This is a genomic window from Ekhidna sp. (genome assembly GCF_963691765.1).
Lineage (GTDB): Bacteria > Bacteroidota > Bacteroidia > Cytophagales > Cyclobacteriaceae > Ekhidna.
In genome coordinates this window covers 2,653,133-2,675,257 of record NZ_OY829375.1, presented here as the reverse complement: position 1 = coordinate 2,675,257, position 22,125 = coordinate 2,653,133, and the positions used below count along the sequence as shown (strand labels likewise).

At 36.8% G+C, this 22,125-nt stretch carries 15 protein-coding genes; 4 read left to right on the top strand and 11 right to left on the bottom strand.

The genetic code is table 11. The features are described 5' to 3' along the window. The first annotated feature begins 44 nt into the window (after positions 1-44). Entirely contained in the window at positions 45-1,427 is a 1,383-nt protein-coding gene (locus ACY650_RS12115; protein WP_462247815.1) for a tyrosine-type recombinase/integrase, read from the top strand. Here ACY650_RS12115 and ACY650_RS12110 read toward each other — a convergent pair. Genes ACY650_RS12110 through ACY650_RS12090 form a run of 5 tightly spaced genes read right to left on the bottom strand, consistent with a single transcriptional unit; the run spans position 1,424 to position 5,241 of the window. Next, positions 1,424-2,416, bottom strand: a complete 993-nt coding sequence (locus ACY650_RS12110) for an AlbA family DNA-binding domain-containing protein (RefSeq protein ID WP_462247814.1) — start codon at positions 2,414-2,416, stop codon at positions 1,424-1,426. The genes ACY650_RS12115 and ACY650_RS12110 overlap by 4 nt on opposite strands. Next, positions 2,416-2,913: a DUF6650 family protein gene (locus ACY650_RS12105; protein ID WP_462247813.1), complete on the bottom strand. Its 498-nt coding sequence runs from the start codon at positions 2,911-2,913 to the stop codon at positions 2,416-2,418. The genes ACY650_RS12110 and ACY650_RS12105 overlap by 1 nt, the downstream gene beginning before the upstream one ends. A gap of 1 nt (position 2,914) precedes the next feature. After that, positions 2,915-3,181, bottom strand: coding sequence for a hypothetical protein (locus tag ACY650_RS12100; RefSeq protein WP_462247811.1), 267 nt, complete (start codon positions 3,179-3,181; stop codon positions 2,915-2,917). 40 nt (positions 3,182-3,221) lie between these two features. Next, complete coding sequence (locus ACY650_RS12095) at positions 3,222-4,742, bottom strand: hypothetical protein (RefSeq protein ID WP_462247810.1); 1,521 nt, start codon at positions 4,740-4,742, stop codon at positions 3,222-3,224. A 55-nt stretch (positions 4,743-4,797) separates the two neighbouring features. After that, on the bottom strand, positions 4,798-5,241 hold the full coding sequence (locus ACY650_RS12090; RefSeq protein WP_462247809.1) for a hypothetical protein: 444 nt from the start codon (positions 5,239-5,241) through the stop codon (positions 4,798-4,800). Between the two features lie 73 nt (positions 5,242-5,314). On the opposite strand from ACY650_RS12090, the gene ACY650_RS12085 reads away from it, so the two are divergent. Further along, positions 5,315-5,545, top strand: a complete 231-nt coding sequence (locus tag ACY650_RS12085) for a helix-turn-helix domain-containing protein (RefSeq protein WP_462247808.1) — start codon at positions 5,315-5,317, stop codon at positions 5,543-5,545. Between the two features lie 102 nt (positions 5,546-5,647). Here the strand turns inward: ACY650_RS12085 and ACY650_RS12080 are convergent, their stop codons facing one another. Then, the gene (locus ACY650_RS12080; RefSeq protein WP_462247806.1) at positions 5,648-7,945 is read right to left on the bottom strand and encodes a BT4734/BF3469 family protein; all 2,298 of its coding nucleotides are present in this window, start codon (positions 7,943-7,945) and stop codon (positions 5,648-5,650) included. A gap of 191 nt (positions 7,946-8,136) precedes the next feature. Further along, entirely contained in the window at positions 8,137-8,835 is a 699-nt protein-coding gene (locus tag ACY650_RS12075) for a hypothetical protein (RefSeq protein ID WP_462247805.1), read from the bottom strand. Positions 8,836-9,292: 457 nt separating this feature from the next. Between ACY650_RS12075 and ACY650_RS12070 the strand changes: the two genes are divergently transcribed. Further along, a complete protein-coding gene (locus ACY650_RS12070) occupies positions 9,293-9,598 on the top strand; it encodes a hypothetical protein (RefSeq protein ID WP_462247804.1) in 306 nt (101 codons plus the stop codon). A gap of 320 nt (positions 9,599-9,918) precedes the next feature. Beyond that, positions 9,919-10,608 (top strand): hypothetical protein, encoded by a 690-nt coding sequence (locus tag ACY650_RS12065; RefSeq protein WP_462247802.1) that lies wholly within the window; start codon positions 9,919-9,921, stop codon positions 10,606-10,608. A gap of 92 nt (positions 10,609-10,700) precedes the next feature. Here the strand turns inward: ACY650_RS12065 and ACY650_RS12060 are convergent, their stop codons facing one another. From ACY650_RS12060 to ACY650_RS12045, 4 genes are read right to left on the bottom strand one after another with little or no spacing between them, the layout of a single operon-like run. Further along, positions 10,701-11,363 (bottom strand): hypothetical protein, encoded by a 663-nt coding sequence (locus tag ACY650_RS12060; protein WP_462247801.1) that lies wholly within the window; start codon positions 11,361-11,363, stop codon positions 10,701-10,703. Then, positions 11,350-16,950, bottom strand: coding sequence for a DUF6443 domain-containing protein (locus ACY650_RS12055; protein WP_462247799.1), 5,601 nt, complete (start codon positions 16,948-16,950; stop codon positions 11,350-11,352). The genes ACY650_RS12060 and ACY650_RS12055 overlap by 14 nt, the downstream gene beginning before the upstream one ends. Before the next feature lie 7 nt (positions 16,951-16,957). Further along, positions 16,958-17,377, bottom strand: coding sequence for a hypothetical protein (locus ACY650_RS12050; protein WP_462247798.1), 420 nt, complete (start codon positions 17,375-17,377; stop codon positions 16,958-16,960). A gap of 29 nt (positions 17,378-17,406) precedes the next feature. Beyond that, complete coding sequence (locus tag ACY650_RS12045; RefSeq protein ID WP_462247797.1) at positions 17,407-21,876, bottom strand: hypothetical protein; 4,470 nt, start codon at positions 21,874-21,876, stop codon at positions 17,407-17,409. Positions 21,877-22,125: the final 249 nt, after the last annotated feature.

Sequence of the window (22,125 nt, the reverse complement as noted above, 5' to 3'; positions counted from 1 at the left end):
GTCCTTCTTTCTCGAGTGTCGCATTTCAATCAAACTGAAATTGTATGACTACAAACTTCTATCTGCATAATCGAAACTCGAACAATGAGACACTCATCTTTCTTCATTTCCGCTATCCTACAACCAATCTTTTCATTTTTTCAACCAAACAGAAAATCAGTCCGTCTCATTGGAATTTCAAGAAAAAAAGAGCTAAAGAGCTTAATTCCAATCCTTCTTACTCTTCTATCAACAAATTGCTGAACAAGATCGAAAACGAAATCAAATCGATTTACCTTGATCTTATTTCCTCTGATTTAACACCTTCAAATGAGGTTCTACGTCAATCACTCAATCAAAGGCTAAACTTCGATTATAGCCATGTTAAAACACCTCAAACAAAGTCTTTTCTTCAATACTTCGATCAGTACATTTCTGAAGCCGAATCTCATTCACGATTAAAGGCTAATGGACATGCTATTAGAAAAGGAACTATTGATCAATACAAAGTGATGAGAAAGCACTTAAAGATTCTTTCTACTAGAATTGATTTCAAGCTCCCCACGATCTCTTCAAAAAATCCTGATGACTTCAAGGAAATAGATAAGTATTATAAGCAGTTCTATAAAGTGTTTACGGATTACCACTACAGTGAACTTGATTGTTACGATTATACAGTTGGTTCAAGAGTAAAAATGCTTAGAGCATTTTTTAACTATCTAAAACATGAGAAACGATTAGATATAGGTGATTTTCATAAATCATTTTATGCGCCTAAAGAAGAGATTCCAGTTATTGTTCTATCTCCAAAACAACTATCATATTTAATCTATGATGAAGAATTTAACTCCTCTCTTCCTTCTTCATTAACTCTATTTCGAGACCTCTTTATTTTCGGATGTACTGTTGCTCTTCGTATTTCTGACTTGAAGGAGTTAACTGAAGACAATGTTAAACATGAGGATAAAAGTGTTTACTTGATTAACAAATCAAAAAAGACAAATACTCTAACCAAAGTAAAATTACCTCCCTACGCCGTAGAAATATTAGACAGGAATATTGCTAAGATGAAAGAGTCAAAACGCAAGACTACCATCTTTGGAAAAATTCCAACAAGTGAAATAAATGAAAAGTTTAAAGCTCTTGCACAATTCTGCAAATTCGATGAACCTGTTATCAAAACCAGATATAAACGAGGACAAGAGATAGTCATCTATAAGAATGAAGAAACCAAAGAACACTTTAAACTGTATGATCTTATCTCCTCTCACACCATGAGAAGAACAGCTATTACTACTTCCTTGATTTTAGGTATGCCTGAGTATGCTGTTAAAGAGTTATCTGGTCATGCGCCTAACTCAAAGGACTTTCATAAGTATGTGAAGATTTCTCAGAAGTACTTAGATGAACAGATGGATGTGGTTACTGAGAAGTTGAAGAAGGTTTAGCCTTTATCCCTATTCAAGAAATCATCTATTATTTCTTGTTGGTTCAGGCCCGGATCTTCAGTTCTTTCAAAAGAATACTTATTCTCATCAGTTAGCTTAATTATGTAGCTCAGATCAGAGAGCTTCCCCTCAATATAAAGTGAGGGGTCTACTTCATAGATGCTAATATTCAAAGGTGAGTTTTTCCCTCCTACTGCCAAAAGGAATTTAAAATCGGGTCGACCTGTTTCAATTGTTACATCGTAGTGTCTTATAAACGGTTTGCCATAATGTAATAATCCAATTTCATCTTCAACCTTTTTGGATTGGTTTGATCTGAATCTAGCTTTTTGAAGGACTATTTGTAAAAGTGTTCCTTCTTCGTTTTGTAGCATTGATTGGTTTACTGCAATAACACCTAATCTTAGGTTGTACTTATAAGCACCGTGTTTTCGAACACTTGTGATTTTTGCATAACATTCAAGTCTCGGAAATTTGATCTGCTTTATCATAGACTCAACAAAATAGTGAGGAGCCTTTCTTTTTTGACCATCAAGTCTTACCCAGTAAACTCCATCATATTGATGTGGTTTTCCGATACTCTCATCAACCTCAAACACATAAATGTAACCTGAATCCTTCTCAACCCTTTGTATCCTTACACCAGTTGGTAAGGGTGATATTGAATCGCTTATTTGATTTACAAGTTGATCTTTCTCAAAGAACTTATCAACTGGACAAAGACTTCCCTTGCAAACGTCTTCTCCTTCATTGTTCTTATATGTTTCTGGAGTACCCCAAATCAAAATACCTCCTTCAGCATTCAGAAATGAACAAACAGCTTTATTGCAATTCTTAAGTCCTTCTTTAAGCTCTTTTCTTTCTTTGTATGATTTAAACTCAATTGTGTTGGATTCTATCCTTTCTGAATCAAAAAAAGCTTCAAGATCATTGTATGTTATTGACTCAAGTTCCTTACCAAAATACTTTATACTTAATCCAGATGTCATTAATCATTAAGGTTATTCATCGGAATTATGGAAGCCAGTTCTTCTTCAATATCGATCTCGTATATAACAGATAGCTTTCCAACATGTAAACCAAAAATAGTCCTAAGTTCCCCTAGTGCTAAACCAACTCTCTCTTGATCGTGAAAAGACAAATTGTGAAAGAAAATATATTTAGTGTCGTCTGTATTTATTATTTCAACAGAGTTGAGATATTTTCTACATGCTCTTTGCATATCATTTGCAGTTATAACTAATTCATGTGTACCATTTCCTACTGTCTTTAAGAAGGTTTTTAGTGTTGTCCTCAATTCGTTTATTGAATGGATTGTTCCTCCTATACTTTCTAACGCAGCTTCGGCATACAGGACTCGCTTATCTTCTAATTCTATTATTAAATCTCTTACATAATCTTTTTCAGTTGTTGAATACTCCCAATTAAAATCAGGTAAAGAAAACCCAGCCAATCTTGATTTAATTTCTTGCCATCTAATTTTCATTTTAATATATGTTTAATGGTTTTATAAAATCATCCCCGATATGGAAAGTTCGAACTGTTTCATCATCAGTGCGAACTTTAACTAGTATATCATAAAGTGGATCATCTTTATAGAGCTTTTTCGCTGGTTTGACTTCTAATCCTATTAAAATACCAATGACTGGCAATGGTTCTTTATAAGGATCTCTAGTAATTTCTACCCTTTGTCCTAAGCATAATTCATCATTTGTATTAGAACTATCTGGAACAATAAATTTGATTGTTTTCATTGCATTTAATCTCTCTTTTATAATACTTGATTATCTCTCCTTACTTGGCAAATTTTCTACTTGCCCTTAGTATATAGAAGATGAAATAACCTGAAGAAACTCTCATTACTATATCCATAAAGAGTGCACCAATGCCAAGTTTTACTTTGTCATCGAAAGAATGTAGTGGATTAAACATTTCAAGATACTTCACAACTCCTTTTATCGAAGAAGCCATTTCAACTCCGAAGCCTCCCTGATAAAAAGCTTTAATTCCGAAATGTGAGAAATCCAGTAGGAAGAGATTGAAGAAAAGTAAATGAAAGATTAACCCCAGTAATAATGGTCTCCATACATTTCCACCAAATCCTGAAAAGACCTTATTAGTCCAAAGTATAAACCATTCTGAAAAAAGGTCATTCTTTAAATACTTTATACGTCCGTGTATTCTTTTATATTCTTTCGATAATTCACCAATGTATCTTGTGTGGAAAATCATTTCTTTACTCTTAAAGTAAGCAGCGTCTATTGTGTTTTCATTGGCTATACACTTTCTTTTCAACTCACGATAGAAATCCCTATGAACCAAATTTTCTGAAAGCATTCCCGTGTATCCAAGATCAATTTCATAACCGGTAGGCCAATCAACTTTGTTAAATTCCCAATCAGCATAATCGGAATTTCTAAAGACGACATTTGCTGATCGAACTAATAGGAATTCAAAAACCGCATTTCCAAGGGTTGAATCATTAATCTCAAAACTACCAGATACAAGAAGGTGATTGATTTTAAAGAACTCTGTTGATGAACCTGCATATCTTAGATTATTGATTACGAACTCACCACAGTTACATTCATTTACAAAGAAATTATTGAAATTGCATTCATTAAATGAAACAGAATCGATTTCTGAATTTGCAAGAACAATTCTTTCTGTTGATTTAAAAGTGATAGATTTAGCATGGACTGAACTAAATGTAGCACTCTTAGCTTGACTCAATTCAACGAGCTTTAATTGAGAACTATTAATACTTACACTATCAAAGGATTTACTTGTGATTGCATTTATATTACTTTCAGTATTGATAATTAACTTTTCTATCGTACTTCCAGTAATATCAGACAAAACCTTGGTTTTTACCAGCTCTAGTCTTCTAATTGAACAGTTCTCATGCAGTATAGATTTAACTGTTGAGGAACTTATTTGAAAACTTCCATTGCTAATTCTAGAAACGAGTGTACTTAATTCACATTCATTAAATGATATTAAACCTGTGCTATTTTTTGATTCGAAAATTACTTCACCTTCTAAATAACAATTTAGAAAATGGACAGAATTTCCCATTTGAGCTAAATGAACATTGCCTTTAAAAACACAGTTTTTAAAACTATTATTTCCTCGACCAAGTGAAACCACACTAACCGTATCTTCAAACTGACAATAGCTAAAAACTGATTCTCCTCCACGAAGTGTTGCAGTCACCTCCTTAGTAAACTGTATGTAACTCTCAGATTCAGCTCTAGTTGCAAATGATGATATGAATTTATCGGAATACTTTTGAAAAGACTTATGAAGTTTCATTGCTTAAACTGTGGTGACAAACACAATTTAAAAATATTGATTAATAACGTTTTAATCAATCTCCATAAGCTGAATCCAACAACACCATCACTTCATTAACAGTGTAATTAGTTTCCTCTTTCACCTTCACCATCCTTAATCCTATGTCCATTGATGTTCCAAGAAAGTCTATCTCTTTATCTGCTACTACAAATTCTCCTTCTTCATTCAAGTAGAAGTAACTCTCTACTCCACTATTATTGATCTTGATGTAATCATTTCCTTGCTCTATCCATCTTCTTTGTTCTGATCCATTTTGAATTACTCTGATATTAGATCCACTTATCACCCACGCACTGTTAAATCCTAACAAACCTTGATTGGATATATATAACCCATCATGATCATGTCTCGATGAGAATAACCCAAGAGTGAAGTCTTCTAATGTAACTGCAGTAGCTAGGTATGCAACTGAAACGAATACAACAGCTACCATCCAGTTTCCTGATTTGATTTTCATATTCTATAGAAATTAAATCCCAATATAACTTATACGTTATAGAAAGAGCAAGCCACTTCAACCAATTTTCGGTATGGCTGAAAAGGATGTTGATAGCAGGCTTATTGAACTAGGTGAACAGGTCCGAAAGGTTCGCGAGTCGAAAGGTATGACTCAGACTGAATTGGCCTACAAAGTCGATAAGGAACAACCATCTTTAAACAGAGTAGAAAAAGGACGAATCAATCCAAGTTATAAATATCTACTTGACCTTGCCGAAGGTTTAGGAGTTCATATATCCGAACTAATACCAGAAAAGAAGTAAACACCTCGAAGTTAAAACTGAAATTCCTTTGTCTTTTCGTCTGCCGGCAATAAAAAACCACTCATCTCTGAGTGGTTTAATAGATCATGGAGCTGCTGCCTTCTAAGCAGCTATACTTTCAGGTTTTTCTATAAAAGTCATATACATCTTAGCTCCTTGAGACGAAATGTCTCTATTCGTGCCTAGGCTCTCTTTTGTCACCCATCCCCTTGCTTTCATCATATATCTAACCCATTTATTGAATAAACGCTGAGAGACATCTTTGAATCTAGGTTGCATCTCACTTAAGTAATCTCTCAATTCTTGATGCATTTCATACTTCATACCCACTTTGTATTTCTCAGCGTACTCAACAAACTCATGGCTTGTGTTTTGAACAAAAGCACGTTTATCCGCATTAATTAATTCGTACTTCATAAGTCCGTATCTAAGAAACTTCTGTAGACAATACACCATAACATTGTCAAACAGATTCCAATCTTCATCCTTCCACTCATCAAAGAATCGTTTTCCGAATACGTCTACAGGTCTATTATTTAATGAGAAGAAGTTTGAGAACTCAACCTTAAATAACCTTCTCTCTTCGGATGTTCCGCCACCACCACTAACATCGTAATTCGTACTCAATAGCATCTTTGGAGAATAAGCAAAAGGAATTACGAAAGGAGTTTTTCCTTTCATCTCAACGCTCATATCACTGGTAATAGCTGAATAAAGTCTCTCAAAATTGAATCTCAACGTTACATCATCAAATACTAACACATTCGTATTCTGACGTACTGATTGAAATGCAAACTCTCTGAATCGAAAGTTCTTACCATCAAGTTCTATTACATTTCTGATCTTGCTAATAGCCTTACCTATTAGAGATTTACCAGTACCCCCGTTCGCCTCTCCAAACTCATTTTCTTGTTCCTCCATGAATGTAACAGCAACTGACTGAGCTGGATCCTTATACCTATGAAGTAGGTATCCAATACTCGTATGTAGAGCATCAATCCTGTCTTTGTCTTTAGCAATGTATTCGAGGAATCTCCAGAAATCACTTTGCGTAATGAAATCTTGATATTCCCACTCTCTGTCGAGAATCTCATGTTCCCATACAATCTTACCAAGGTTACTATAATCGATAAGTTCAGTTTTATCAGAAGTGATTTTTAGCGCTCCATTCTTGTAGTAAATAAATGACTCCTCTTTTGCATCCCAGTTTCTTTCGATGTTTAAAGTTGGCATCCATTCAAGTGTTCCTCTTGACATGTAAGTACTACTTCCATTAACCATCTTTCTTAAGATTTCTCTTCCTGTGAAATCACCAAACTTCTCCTTAGTATCAAATCTCTCTTTCAAGAAATCTTTGATCTCAGTCGGACCAACAAAATGTGCAACGTTGCATTCTACTCTGATGAAGATATAATTACCTTCAAATTCAGTCTTTCCAAAGCCATTTGCAGCTAAGTATTCACCAAATGCCAGTTGATCAATACCTACTTTACCCTTGTCATCTGCAAACCAAAACTTGTGTTTCAATAAGGAATGAAAGCCTACCTGTTGTGCCAGATAAACAATAGTTGCAAAGCCTATTTCATTGCTATCGTCACTAATAGCTCTCTGCCACTGTCTTTCCGTCCCATCGGAATCGTATTTTTCCCCTGCTTGCTTTGCAAAGCTCTGATACAGTTTACCACCTAGTTCAATATCGAATGTGTTTGAAAGGGCTTGACCTACTTTAAACCACTCGTCATACGCTTTCGTAATTGATAAACCATTTTCATTTAGATAGTCGAGTATTTCAATTACTGTTTGATACTCTTGACTATTATCTCCTACTACCACATTCTTCTTAATCTTAGACTCATTATTGACTGTCTTTTCATCTGCGAATAAGTCAACAACAAAGACTTCTGAATCCCAGTTGACAAAAATCTTAGGGTCTGAACTAAAGAGACAAAGTCTTGTGACATCACTACCACTACGATCAATATTGTACTTGAACTTTTTTTCATAATAGTCTTTCACTTGATTGAATGCCAGTTTATGATCTTCAAGATCAGAATCAACCTTAACGATGACCTTTAGTCCGTTCCTCGAAGGAGATATGAATGCTGCCATCGTCTTCTCATCTTGAATGACAGTCTCTTTCAACTTCTCGACATTGTCAACATTGTCATAGTCAAGAACAAGTAGATTGCTGTATTCAACAATGCTGTCTGTAGTTCTACGTCCCTCAAATCTTCCTGATACGGTAAAACAAGGAAGGTCTTCCTTTACCAGTTTAACATCATTCTCGTTACCTTCTGCCTTAAATTCTTTAATCAAATCAAGCCATTCTTGATATTTTCCTGATTTGATGTTACCGAATACTTCCTCGAACGAAACCATTTCTGATTCCTTGGCTTTCACGTTTTTAAATAATGAGATTTTCTTAGTTGTAAACATTTGTATAATGTTTTTAATTAAAAAAGTCCCGGGCCCTGAGACATGCTTCATTTGAAACATTAACGTGAAATTGAGAAGTGTATGAATGCCTTATGGACACAAACTCCAGCCTTGTTCGAGTAGAGTTTGTACCAGTTGATAATCAGATATTTAGCTTAATTGTTAGTGCGTTTTTTAGTAAGGAGTTGAAAACGTCTCCGTATAAACTTCTCATTGAGTGATTCATTCTTAGATATATCAAAACCAATAGCTTGAAACATCTTAGCAATTATCCTGCATTGTCGATTTGAGATGTCTCCTTTCGATCTTTTTGCATCTGTATGTTCTTCAAGGAAATCTCTAATCTCTACAAGACAAGAATCAGTAAATACTACCGATGCCTTGCTGACATTCGCTTCTGCTTTCTTTTTGTTTAAAATCAAATCAGTCTTATCAAGACCTCTTAGAAAGCCGAATACTTTATCTACAATTATCGAGTTCTCTATCTTAACAGGTTCTCCTTTATACCCAAAATTGATTGTTATGTTAGAAACCTCTTCAGGATAAAATTCATCAAGCATCTCTCTTATCCTATTCTTGTCTTTTTCAATACTTCTAATTGCTGAATTTTCTTGTATCCCTATATGATGATATTCTGAAAGGATACTGTAGTAATTTTTAAGATTTACAAGAAGAAAAGCAAGATTGTCAATCTTAACTTCCAATTCAGGATCAACTTTATCTTCGTCAGTTATATTTCGACACGAATAAATAATTGATCTCTCAACCTCAATATAGTCTTCTGTATTCCATGAGTCTTTTGAATATCTAACACTTTTGTCTGGTTCTATCGAAATCAATTCTAATTCATCCATTATTTAAATGTAGGTATATGAAATTTGAGAATGAAGATAGAAATAGCAGATGAACAGATGAAGGAACAACAGTTTAAATAGTGGCGTTTTTTGTATATCTTATTTATGACTGATCTTTCTTTATTATTTACACCACATATATAACCTGAGTCTGCTCATCTTTTCGTCTGCGTTTTAGTGGTATTTTCTAGCATATCCCCTATCATCCTTACTTCATTCATTTCTAACTCTCTGAGAATGAGAATTTTTAGAACTAAATACTATGATGCCCTTCGTATCATTAGAACTAATGTCTTCTACAAAGACTACAGACGAATAGACAGCTAGAGAATTGTTTATTGACTACCTACACTAATTACAGCATATAAAACACACATATACAATTCATTCCTCCTTATCTGTTCGTCTGCCACTTTCAATACTTGACAATGATTGATTTCTTTCTTTTCTTACGTTCATGCCTGCTACTGAACTAGACTTAGAAGATAGATTTAAAAAAATGATCAAAGAGTGTAAAGAGTTTAAATACACTCCAAAAACATTTATTAAAATGTTAAGCCAACTTGGAGCTGTTGAAGCAGCTGAAAGATTGATCAATCAAGAATACACTTCTGAAGGTTTTTTAAGACTTAGTGAGGAAAAAAGACTAGACCTTACAATTGAAGCTATCGTTTATGATAATGAAGAATATCATCATCTCTTTTCAAAGGATATCATTGATAGAGCCAAACAAAAGCTCAAATCAATCAAATACTTACGATAAGTAAGAAGACGAAACAGCCCCTATCATTCGTCCGTCTGTTTATCTCCATAAACTCCTTTATCTCCATTAATTCCTTGAAACAAGTGAATTAATCAGTTCCTGAAATTTGCCCGAAGAATACCTAAAACAGGGTATTGATTTTAGTAGATGAATAGTTCAGTTTTAATTAGAGAACCTAAAATCGAATTACTATGACAGATAGTGAAATTAAAAAGTGGCGTAATAGCACAAAGACACATCTTACTATTATCATTCTGATTTCGATTATTGTTCTGCCGACTTCAGTCATAGTATTGACTATGTCAGCTCCGTTCGATTTCATGGATCTTTCAAATCATAAAAGCGTTGGAACAACTATTAATGGAATTACCGCTCCTATAATCGGAATAGGCAGTGCCATTTTGGTGTATATATCCTTCAGGCTTCAAGTTCTAGCTAATCGAATTCAATTAAATGCCCTTTTAGAACAAAGACAAATTGAGAGGAAGGATAAAAAAAGAAGTCTACTTTATAGTCTCCTTGATCGCCTTCGCATGGACCTTGTAAGATTTGATGAATTATGTATGACAACAAGACCAAAAAAAAGTAATTCCAACTGGTATCTATTCAAGGAAAGGTTCATCAAAAATGGAAACTTCGTTTCAAAAACAGACATTGCCATATTCAATTCAATTATATATCTAAATACTGAAATTCTTGAACTCATTCAAAGGCTTGATTTGGTTGTCAAAGAATTACATGAAAAAGAAATGAATTATCATAGTGAAGAGTACCTAGTTTCTAACAAAGTAATAAATCTTTATAAGATGTTTTTAGACAGTAGATATAATCTAATTCTGTCTCAGGGATTGCCTATTACTCCAAAGAAACAAATATCAGAGGCATTCAAATCCATTACTTATCAGGAAAAAGCCATTAAAAAACTAAACTCAAGGGTTAAAAAAATTGTGGTTGATGAGATGAAAAAATCACCGGAATCCATTCAAATAATAACACCAGACACCCCCTAAAACCAAGAAACCCACCAACGATGAAGAAGGTGGGTTTGTATCTTTTTCAAAATCATGCTTCACTTACAAAAGTGACAATCTGTAACATGACCTTATATTTTGCTTTTAACTTTAACTTCAATAGGATATTCAAAGTACTTATGAAATCCTATATGTGTAGACATGGAGTCATTAAACAGCTCATAAGTATTTTCAATTAAATATCCGCGTATTGTATCCTTTCCAACTTCATAACTTATATAATTTAACCTTACCCCTGTACCGTTACCTTGTATTGAGTTAACACCAGAGACAAAGTCATAGCTGTTAGTAAAATCATCTGGAAAAAATGAAAGAAAATCATAATTAGATTCTTCGAATTTTAAAAAAACGCTTAAAGTATCTCCAGCAAAAACTTCAAATACATCTGGCTCAAAAACAATCCTACTATTAGTGGTTTTAGAATTATATACTTCTTGTCCTTCTTCAGTGTAATAAACTATAGAATTTAAGATATCATTAGAAAACTTCATTGCTGCAACGACCTTCCCACTATCAGTTTCTGAAAACTCCTTATGTATACCGTGCTTTAGATTCTTATATACGCTGCCTATATATTTTGGGTATTCATTGTCATAAAACAACTTTACAAGAACCGAATCACCAATATTCTCGGTCTTAATAGAATTCTTTGATTCCGTTTCTGAGGAACACCCGAAAACGATTACAAAAGAAATCGCTAATGAAATAATTAATAATTTTTTAGTTATCCTCATCCTTTATAATTCTTTGGTAAGATTTATCAACAGTACTATCCACACTTAAGGTTTTAAATCCTCCTCTACCAAATTGAATAACTCTAGTCTCTACCGTAGAGTCATTTACAAATCTTTTTCGAACAACAGTATTACCAGAACTTTGTTTGCTATTCTCACTAGTGGCCGCGCTAACAACATTAATAGCATTGGACACCTCGCTGGCTGCTGACTTAACTGCATCGGCAGTTCCACTAGGTGCTCCAGGAGCAGGCCCAACACCCTTTGCTTCAGTTAATATAGTAATATCATTTTCAGTTGATGGTTTACCTACTATTCCCTGACTACCATTTGAACCTTCAGTCTTGACTAATGTCTCGCCACCAATACTAGATTTATCACCCTCTCCTCTTACATCTGGAGTGTCACCCGTTACAAATTCATCTGCTGCTTTTAACCCATTATGTATAGCTTCTCCAATAGCTGCTACTGCACCATTGATGGCTTCTCCCACTTGGTTGATCTTACTTTCTACTGCTCTTGCTATTCCTTCACCTTGACCAGCTACTGGATTTCCACCACAGCAATCACCTGTTTCAAGTTCTTTAAACTGATCGTCTTCAACTACATCGGTCGCTATCATCCCATCAGGATCAATAAACCTAACAGGATTATCAAAAGCATAATTGTAAGGAGAGTGTCTTCGCATTAAATCAGCCGCTGGATCAACTTGAATAAACCTTCCTATAGCAGGATCATACTGTCTTGCTTGATAGTCATACAAGTTCAAATTCAAGTCCTGCATATACTCAAAACTATTGTACTTAAAGTTATTCGGTGTACTCGCCACCCTCACACTTTCATTAAACGTCAGCCCAAAAGGATAGTAATCCTGCGTGCTCACCACATTCGTCTTGGAGTGGGTCACCTTAAAATCGTCAAAATAAATATTAATTGCTTCTTGATTTTCATTACTCAAGTAAGCCAAAATGTAGCCTTCCTGCTCAGCTATGATGTCATTGATCTCCAATACCTCATAGGTGTTTGGACCCGAAGTATGACCTGCAGTACTGACCTGCTGAAAGCCTGCTTTCACATACTTCATCTCCTTATCAAAGAAAATATAATTCAAAAACCCTCGAGGAGCAGATTCAACATCTTTGCCAGTCATATGACTACTGCTCAGCGCATCACTGAATTCTGTTGATGTGGATTGCACTCCCTCAACCCCACCAAAGGCACCATCAAAGGAATTAAACAGTGCATTATAACCGATGCTCAAAAACGTATTTCCTGCCTGAGCATCTGTATAACTGGCATTGACACTAAGATCTATTGTGTCTCCTTTATTCATAGACAACAAAATCATTGAGCTAGTAACACCACTGCCCAACGCATCCACTCGATCATTGCTAGCATACGGTGTTGTGGTATTTCTATTGGAAAGACTGATATCATGCAAGTCTTGAAAATCGCTATCACCAGTACTTTCATAATCTTCAAATATGACATACTGCTCCGGCGTAGTACTAAAAGTCAATCTCACATTACCTAAATGATCCTTGAGGTGATATTGATAGTCGTAAGATCCCTCACTTTCGTTCGGGATGACACGACCTTCTTCATGTTGAATCAACGATAAGGATCTACTGCTTCCAGACTCGGTTTCATATATGAATTCACCAACATAGTCAGTCACTTTTACCACAGTCCCAGCTTTATAAACTGCCTGTTGAAGCTTGATGCCCGCGGCATCGTAGAGGTATGTTATGCTATCTCCAGCTGTTTCAAAAACTACTTTTACCGGAAGGTTTAAGTGGTTGTAATGGATTGAATCGATTTCCTTATTTCGATCCTTTACCATGTTGCCATTGGCATCGTATTCGTAATCATCTCCTGATTTATTTCTGTCATGAAAGCCTAACGTATCGGCGGCATCTGTAACGAACTTTAGCTGGTTTCCTCCATTTGTATAATCGTAGGTTAAGCTGTCAATGAAGTTATTTTTCATATCACGACGTCTTAGAGTCTTTATATTACCATTCAGGTCATAGGAATATTCTCCTCTATAATCATTGGTTTGATTCCAAGCACCACTTCTGTTCAAATCTCCATGAGCATCTTCCAATCTATTAAGTCCGTCATAATAAAATCGATAGCCTCTTTCCTCCGTATCCGACCATTCTTCATCTACTGGTGTGCTCCATTTCATACCACTTATATTTCCATTATAAAAGGAAGAATTTGATATGTCATTTGCTGGGTCAGCTTTATCATAAAACAGCTCCATCCCAAAAAGGTCATTATCTGAAGAAGAGGAAAGATCACTTTCATTGATGCTGGTAAGCCATCCACGAATGTTATAGGTATAGTCCAAAGACTGGGCAAAGGCGCCCCCAGCTACTGAATGCAAATCTTTTTCAACCAATTCACTCAAATCGTTGTAGCTGTTCGATGCAATCAATACCTCTGCTTCATTATCGATCTGATGATAAGTATTTAGCAAACGACCCGCATGATCGTACTCAAATCTTCGAGTAATGTCGGTCGTGGTAGTTCCATCGCTATGCGAACTAATGCTCTTCGTCACCTGACCAATAAAGTCGTAGTAGTTGGTAACGATATCTGTTCCTCCCAGGTGATTGGTGCTCTGTGTCTGAATCACACGGTATTTCTCATCGTAATAGCTTACGCTTTTGATAAACGTATTATCTCCAGAACTTGTCAATGTACCTGCTACCTGACCTTTTATTGCATTATTAACAGTTAATCCTGCCGGGTTAGTAAATGCCAGCCCGCTGTTATCCCAATCATAATTGTCGTAGTAGGTGACTGTTAAATATTTATCGACCTGGCTATTGGGAGGGTATGCAGTATTGGTATATTCATGTGTGCCTGCTGCATCGAAAGATTCTGATCGATCATAAAGTTCGGCAGCATCGTTCACAGCATCTCTTTCCTGGCTTTCAGTTCCACCAGACATCAAGCCAGTCATGATTGGACGATTCAATTGATCATACTTTGTGAAGAGCCATTGATAGCTTTTACGCTGTACACCGTCTTGTGTAAGCACCAGTCGATCCCATTCATCATAGACCATGAATACTGAATCTGCACCCGGAACTTTTTTCATGGTCATTCGGCTGCGACTGTCATAGTTATACAAGAAAGCCCAGGTATTTAAAAAGTCCTTACGAGCTTCTACCGATTGACCATAAAAGTCAGTATCAAGTAAAGATGTAGCTTGTGGTGACAGCACTACTGCTAATTGATCGTAATTGTCGTAGATGTAATACGTTTCAATCCAATCTGTAGCATTAACCTGCGATTTTTTTAATATCGTCTTTCCTTCCTTGCTGCCAAACTCAACGGTAATGTTACCATCTTCATCCGTTATGGAATTTTTGTATAGCTGGCTTGAGTCATAGTACTGTACTGCACCAGAAAGTAGGGTAGACAAATCAAAAAGTCGGACACCATCAGTATCTTCATTTGTCGCATACTCAAACGTTACTGCGTTATTGCCATCTACATTCCAAGAATCTCCACTTGCACCTTGTCTAATCGGCCGGTTAAGCGGACTTGATTCGTATCTAACCTCCGAAAAAGCATTCCCCTCACTGGCATACACAGAGTTGTTGTAATCCGCTGCATGATCAGAGTTGGCGTAGGTCGCATTGAGCGCATTGGCTTTCCTTATTCCTCCTTTGCCTTCCACGTATGGTCGATAGTCTTTGGCTATTCTACCAAATTCATCATATTCGATTGGCTTGATCACATCTTCGTAGGTTGGTGAGCTCACTACATTCACCAATTGTTCTTGTCTTCCCAATCCATCGTAATAGGTATACTGATCGGTTGCATCTCCAATCTGAGTAAGTTCGTCTGCGCTGTCTACCGCTTTTCTGTAAACCCGCACTTTAACAAAGTTGGTACCCTGCAAAAGCGCTTCGTCGGAAAGAGTGAGCGGTGCAGAAGAATATATTTGCCCATTAGGAGCACTGATATTCACCTGATACGCTCCAGGATGATAGACTTTTAATGTATTTAAGGTTTCACCAGTCAATGCATTTCCATCTTTGATCCATTGGTAGCCAAACCCACTAAGACTCGGCACCGAAAGCTCAGAGTCAACTTGCAAAGCAGTACCATTGGGCGCGCTTATAACAGGCTGATTGACGGTAATTGAAACTGTGTTGCTTTCTTCAGTTTCGCACGATATAGTTATCCTTTTATATTCTGCACTTTCAAAAGCATAACCAGGATCAAAATCTTCAGATGTTGCTCCAGCAATTGGTGAAAATTCTGTTTCTGAGCTAAGCTTCCTCTCCCATTGGTAGCTTATTACTCCATCTCCACCTGTTGTAGCCTCACCATCAATTGTTGGAATCAGATCACCAAAATTTCTATTCCCACCTGTATAGTTTACGTTAAACATGGATAGTGGTGGATATACCAAAACACTGATTGAGTTGCTGTATTTAATTTGTCCACAGGATTCTACTCTTCGCTGGTATTCATTGGTACCAGCGTCTGCTGGAGGAGTAAAGGTCGCGCTGGTTTCACCAGCAATCTCTACCCATTGTCCTTGGCTATTTTTCTTTTCCCATTGGTAATTAATTGTACCATCTCCACCGGATGCAGAGTTGATATTCGTCAGCGCACTTGGGGAACCATTAGCAATACATACAACCTGCGCATTTCCAATTGTTCCTGGAAGTAGTTCCGGATATACATTGGCACTTACAATATTAGAATACTTCGTTTGGCAAGCAACCATAGTCGCTCTTCTGTATTCTGTTGAGGCGGTAAGGTTGGAAGGATCAAATGCTTGTGAAGTAGCTCCATTTATGTTTGACCAACTGCCTCCAACAGGCCTTGATTGCCATTGGTACGTATAGCCAGATCCCCCTCCTCCGGAAGGCAAAGCATCAGTAGTCATCATCGGAGCGTCCTCATTAAAACATAAGGTTTGTGTGAGATCAGTGATCGAGCCAGGATTGAGGTCATCCAAGACCGTTATGAGTACTGGCTGCGTAAACCTATTTTGATCGCAGGATCTTGCACGTCTACGATAGTAGCGATCAGTAGTTAGGTTGTGTGTTGGAGTATAAGAAGCAGAATTTGAACTGCTTATACCTGTCCACCCGCTAGTGCCAACGTCTTGATACTGCCATTTGTAAACAATATTCCCATCTCCACCCCCCGCTGACGTCACATTATTCAAGGTAACAGGAGAGCCATTGTAGCATATTGTTTGGTCACCACTAATGGAACCTGCTGTTGGCGGTGGACAGCTATTTACAGTCACATTCAATGCATCAATGACAATCGATCCATTTTTAAAGGTAACTGTCCCGGTACCGGTTGAAGTCCACTCAATACTTACAAAATAGTCGTAGCCTGTCTGCCAGGTGCTTTGTACTGTACCTCCGGTTATTTCCCAACTTGGAGCGAGGTAAAACGACTCAAATTCGTTGTCTAATTGATACGTATGTACTTCATCAACGATTACTGGTGATGGACCAGTGACATCATTGGAAAATGCACTTTCACTTAAAAACAAGCCAAGCGCGATTGTAGTGTAGGTTAAAATTCTTTTTAACATCGGTAGGTTAGTTTTTGGTGAAAATTGATTCTTCTACTAGGTTATTGAATGGAATCTCCCAGTCGAGCCTAAGTTCAGTGTTGGTATAGAGACCTCCTGTAATGGTTGTCTCGCCAGCTTCAGTACTAAATGTGATTGGCTCAATGCTACCATCACAATTTACATTTAGCGTGACTTCAACAACTGCTCTTCCAAAATTTGAAAGAAAGCCTGCCGAAAAATCAGATATTTTCAATTGATCATCGGCAACTTTTGTAAACGCAACAGAAGACGCCGAGCCATAGGCGTCAAATGATCCTTTGGTTGTTTCACCACTGTAGGTAGCTGTTTCAAGTGATGCACAATCTTGAGCAGCCGCATCATACAAGAAAGTTGTAGTAATTGTAATGAGTATAATTCGTATATAATTATTGATAATGTTTTTCATTTCTCTAGTATTTTGATTGCTGGCTTAGATTATTGACAAATACACTTGGTCCCAGATAGTACACAGCCTGGATCACATGGGTTACCGCCTCCGCCTCCGCTTCCGCCAGAGCCATCATCTCCAAATTGTCTGACATCAATGATCTTGGTCGGACACGATGGATCAAGGTAGTTTACTGTGATAGTGCCTTCCCTTGTATCATTGACGAAATAATCATCGAAACTCACCTTGATGTATTCGGAAGTGATCTCATCCACACTAAACCAACTATGACTTGGAACAGCAGTGCTAACAGGCAAGAAATGATTGATCGAATCTTGAGAAGATATTGCGTTAAAAATGATAAGTGCCGTTGGTAACGGATTTGTTACAATGTATCTTGTCTTAATACGCTGAACCGTATTTCCATAGTAAGGACTGGTCATTGTCAGCTTAACCACCATGTCGGTATTGGTAACATTTCCAAAAACATGATCGAAAGAAGGTTCGGTACTTACCACCTCATTTTCTATCTTCCATTCATACTGTATTTCTTCCGGACGATATGCCGACAATCCAGTTACGGAAATGGTATTTATGGCATCATTATCCGCACACCCAACTATGGAAACTTGTCCAGTAAATGGTATTTCTTCGACATCAATAAATTCGGTTTTTTCCAAACTATTAAAGCTGATATTCGAGACTCGGAGCGTTACTGGAACATTGGTTCTCTCGGTATCAAAAACATGAGATACGGTAGCTGATCCCTCATAGATCGTCCCATCGATGTCCCAACGATACGTTGTATTCCCAGTCAAGGCTGTGGTGATATTAGCAGTGAAAGTAACAGTCGATCCTTGAATCAGATCTCCATTGATATCAATACTGCCTTCAATTGTTTGCGGTGCATTGGTATGATTATAATTATACTCCTTCACCAACTTATTTTCATTGTCCTTGACAAGCTTTAACCTGTTGTAGTCATCAAATTCGAACAATGTCTTACGCTCATTGGGATCTCTCATTTTCGTCATCCCAACCCCATCTTTGTATTCGTAGGTTGTGACAAAAGCATTGGAAAGGTTATTTACAATGGTATTGTGCTGAGCATCACTATATGCTCGACCTCCGTCTCCAATTGGTGAAGTTGAACCACCTAGGCTTGTTACAAATTCAGCATAAGTTGCTCCTTCGGCTACTGCTATAATGTGTCCACTTCCATATCCATGGACGTAAGTAGAAGCAATCCCAGAAGTGTTTTGAATTTCTCGAATTCTATTTCTACTGTCATACTTCAATACCTTAGTCACCTGAGGTTGTCCCCCTGGTTGGCTTATGGAAATTTCTGACGGCAAGTAGTATGTGGCGAAATCAGCATACGTAGTTTCTTTGCGAGCTAGTTCTATTTCACCACTTCCATCATCAAACGTTTCTTTCAAATATATCGGTTCTGCTATTCTATGCCTAGCAAGCAAGTAGTTCATAGCAGATGATTGATCAGAAACATCATGTGGATAATCATAGTAAAAAATATTACTAGTACCATCGCTATTGATCGTTACACTTTTGGTCACTTGAAAGTGATCGCTGCTTCCATATTCATTAACCGTACGAACAGTTAATGAATCTCCACTTTCAGGAAAATAATCAACTGTGGTTGAAGAAAGGTTTTGCATCCAATGCCTTCTTGCTCCACCAACTTGTCTATAAAAATAGCTTATTGGACCAGGATAACATCGAACCAAATAAAACCCATCAGAAAAACATCTTTCGTATTCTCCTACGAGATGTCCTTCAGAGCCACCTCCATGATTTGCTATAAATTCTACGGTATTAGCCGAAGCACCGCTGTAGAAATATGTAGAAGATGATGCTGAATCTTTATACAATCCGATATCCACAAATGCATTATTATCATAATATGCATGTTCAGCATATCCAAACCAGAAGCCTTTAGACGGAGGATCTAATTGCGTGTCTATTATAACATCCTCAAATTCATTTACTACTTTTTTTACTAAATCAAATTTTTGCAAATTTTGACTGTATTTAAAGTATTTGGAATTCTTAGCTACCCCGTTCAATGGCCTAATTGTTGGCAACGGAGCCTGAAGTCTACCCTCTGACTCATTGTAATAATTATATTCCGTTTTGCCATTGAATGTTGTCTCTGTTCCGTCGTATGAAAGTTCAGTTACCGTTGGATAGGTAACTTCATATCTGGTAGGTGTATTTAAATTGTGTGAATACCGTTGAAGTGCACTGCACGTTACCGGATGTTCTCCAGCCCCTGAGACATTCGGAGTTTCAAAATATATCAATTTCTCAAAAGCAAGTCCTCTATGAAATAAGCCATTTCCATATTGAAATTTCCTTACCTTAACCGCTACATTTTTTTCATCCTTGTCCACTATTTTTCCAATCCTGAGTGAACCCAAATCTTTGATTAATTCACTGTTAGTTGTAACATATTTTCCAACAGCCAGATTTACTTGAACACTTGGATCAGAATTTACAACCATTATGGAATAGGTGCCCGTTTCAAGGTATATCGCTTCCTCCTTTTCACTAATTGCAGGGGTATTCACTTTGAATAATAAAGGCTCCTCATATAAATCACAATAGTCATCTCTATCACCTTCATAAAAAAAGGCTTCTATTATAGGATCAACACCGGTAGTACCAATACGCTCGTACTTCACTCTGTAATAGCCTTCCTCATCAATTGAAAATGTCTTCATTTCAATATCAGGGATGATATCAGGAGTCAAATCATCACAATAAGTGAATGGATTACTTGCAATATTTTCTGGCGTAGAACCACCACTTAAGCCCTCAGATCCAGCTACCTCAAATCGAGTAAAACTTTTCCAATAGGTCGTTGTATTTGTTTCATAGAAATACTCCGAGGAACCACCGGTTGGATAAGTAACTGTACGAAGCGTCCCCACTTTACTGTGGTTAAATGAGAAATCTCTATCCCCAGCATCCGTATTGTGATTGTCAAATTCAGGATTCTCCGGAATTAGTGATTTATTGCTAGTCTTGCCATTGTAATAACCCAGCCAATCTTGAGCCATTGAGGTTCTTGATGGAACATCTTCTGGAGAAAAGTAGGTGAATGAATATTCTTGAGGCTTAGTCGTCTGATCATATAGAGCGACTTTATCTAATTTGAGTCTCGAATCATGCTCATGTGTTGAAGTCGGATCCCCAAAATAATCGTGATGCAATTTTACGCGGTTCAAAACCTCATTTTCATGATTTTTTATTTGTATATTCTTTAGCGCATACTGACCTTTTAAATCAATTCTCTCTGAAAGATCATATTCGAAGGTTATTAGTTTATTACTACTACTGCCAATGGCAATACTTTCTAAAAATCCTTTTTCTATTCTGTATGAACTCGAATTGCTTTGATTGGTTGAAGTACTTTGGTAGCAACTTCCATAAGATTCATTGTGTGTGTCAGTTCTTGATGTTTGACTAAAATACGACTGCTCCTGATCGTACGATTGTCTAGTTCCATATTCAAAATGAATGGCGTCTTTACCATCATAGGAAGAGATTTGGGTTAGGTTCCATGCTGAGTTATAATTAATTACATATTCTAAACCAATATTCTCGGTATAGCTCAATGTTGATTCAATACTATTTGGTGAGCTATGTCCTCCAAATTTATAGGTAGTACCCATCTTATCTGTAATAACCCATCCTACAATAGGCTTTGAATTTTGCCAATTACTGAATATTACTTCAACGTCTATATCCGGGTGTTCTAGGCAAAAAGCTGTATTGTTATCGTAATCTATATATATGGTACCTGATAACCCATCAACTGAGAATGTGTATGAATCAGGAACGGTCTCTAACGACTTAATTTCAATATCTTCCTTAAAATCAAAATAATCTTCAAGTATTCCGGAGCTTTCGGGAAAATGAACATCCGCATCAATCGGATTATTTCGGAAATAATTGAAATAATAATTTACCGTCTGATTACCATAGCTCGCATTACTATAAAATGGTTCATAGCTATGCCCTTGAGTATGATCATCCGGCAAATTATGTACATTTCTTACCACTGAACCACCAGCCCTCAAATTCCATCCTAGTCCAACATTAGATGCTATTTGGGTCACTTTGATGCCGGGAGAATAATCCAGTGAAATACTGTGATTCAACTTGCCATAGCTTATATCATAAATTGGTACTGATATATTAGGCTTGCCTGTGTAGTAGGAAATCGCATGGTTTCCATACTCCGCAAATGCTGCTGCCTCCGGAGATGGCGGTGGCATTATTAGGTTTTCACCTCCTCTTATTTGCCCATAGCCAGTTTGAGCAATGGCTACCAATATAACCGAGGTTAAAACATGTTTCATGAATCGGGTCATCGTGTTAGGTTGTTTATAGAATCTCATTAAATACTCTTTTATAAGAATTATCAACTGTGTCAAAAACTCGGCATCAGTATTTTGCGAATGCGCAGCTGTTGCACCTCTATTTATTTTCATCAATAGATTTACTTCCCAGTTAAATGGCTGGGGCCAACGATACGTTCTTGGTGCAAAGACGGTGATGAATTATCAAATGATAATGCAGCAAGTATAAATGGAATTTCCAGAATTACATATACCCTATTTCGGGTATTTGTGAAAAGAGGTATCAAAATAACATTTTGGTAACATAATATATACCGGAACGCTTTTCTTCATAAGCTAACTAAATACTAAGGCGTAAGTAGCTAACTAAATATCTAAAGG

Coding starts and splice junctions, on each gene's coding strand:
- ACY650_RS12070 (WP_462247804.1), top strand. CDS start 9,293: ATGCCTGCTACTGAACTAGACTTAGAAGATAGATTTAAAAAAATGATC.
- ACY650_RS12055 (WP_462247799.1), bottom strand. CDS start 16,950: ATGTTAAAAAGAATTTTAACCTACACTACAATCGCGCTTGGCTTGTTT.
- ACY650_RS12110 (WP_462247814.1), bottom strand. CDS start 2,416: ATGACATCTGGATTAAGTATAAAGTATTTTGGTAAGGAACTTGAGTCA.
- ACY650_RS12075 (WP_462247805.1), bottom strand. CDS start 8,835: ATGGATGAATTAGAATTGATTTCGATAGAACCAGACAAAAGTGTTAGA.
- ACY650_RS12095 (WP_462247810.1), bottom strand. CDS start 4,742: ATGAAACTTCATAAGTCTTTTCAAAAGTATTCCGATAAATTCATATCA.
- ACY650_RS12105 (WP_462247813.1), bottom strand. CDS start 2,913: ATGAAAATTAGATGGCAAGAAATTAAATCAAGATTGGCTGGGTTTTCT.
- ACY650_RS12100 (WP_462247811.1), bottom strand. CDS start 3,181: ATGAAAACAATCAAATTTATTGTTCCAGATAGTTCTAATACAAATGAT.
- ACY650_RS12115 (WP_462247815.1), top strand. CDS start 45: ATGACTACAAACTTCTATCTGCATAATCGAAACTCGAACAATGAGACA.
- ACY650_RS12060 (WP_462247801.1), bottom strand. CDS start 11,363: ATGAGGATAACTAAAAAATTATTAATTATTTCATTAGCGATTTCTTTT.
- ACY650_RS12090 (WP_462247809.1), bottom strand. CDS start 5,241: ATGAAAATCAAATCAGGAAACTGGATGGTAGCTGTTGTATTCGTTTCA.
- ACY650_RS12045 (WP_462247797.1), bottom strand. CDS start 21,876: ATGAAAATAAATAGAGGTGCAACAGCTGCGCATTCGCAAAATACTGAT.
- ACY650_RS12085 (WP_462247808.1), top strand. CDS start 5,315: ATGGCTGAAAAGGATGTTGATAGCAGGCTTATTGAACTAGGTGAACAG.
- ACY650_RS12065 (WP_462247802.1), top strand. CDS start 9,919: ATGGATCTTTCAAATCATAAAAGCGTTGGAACAACTATTAATGGAATT.
- ACY650_RS12050 (WP_462247798.1), bottom strand. CDS start 17,377: ATGAAAAACATTATCAATAATTATATACGAATTATACTCATTACAATT.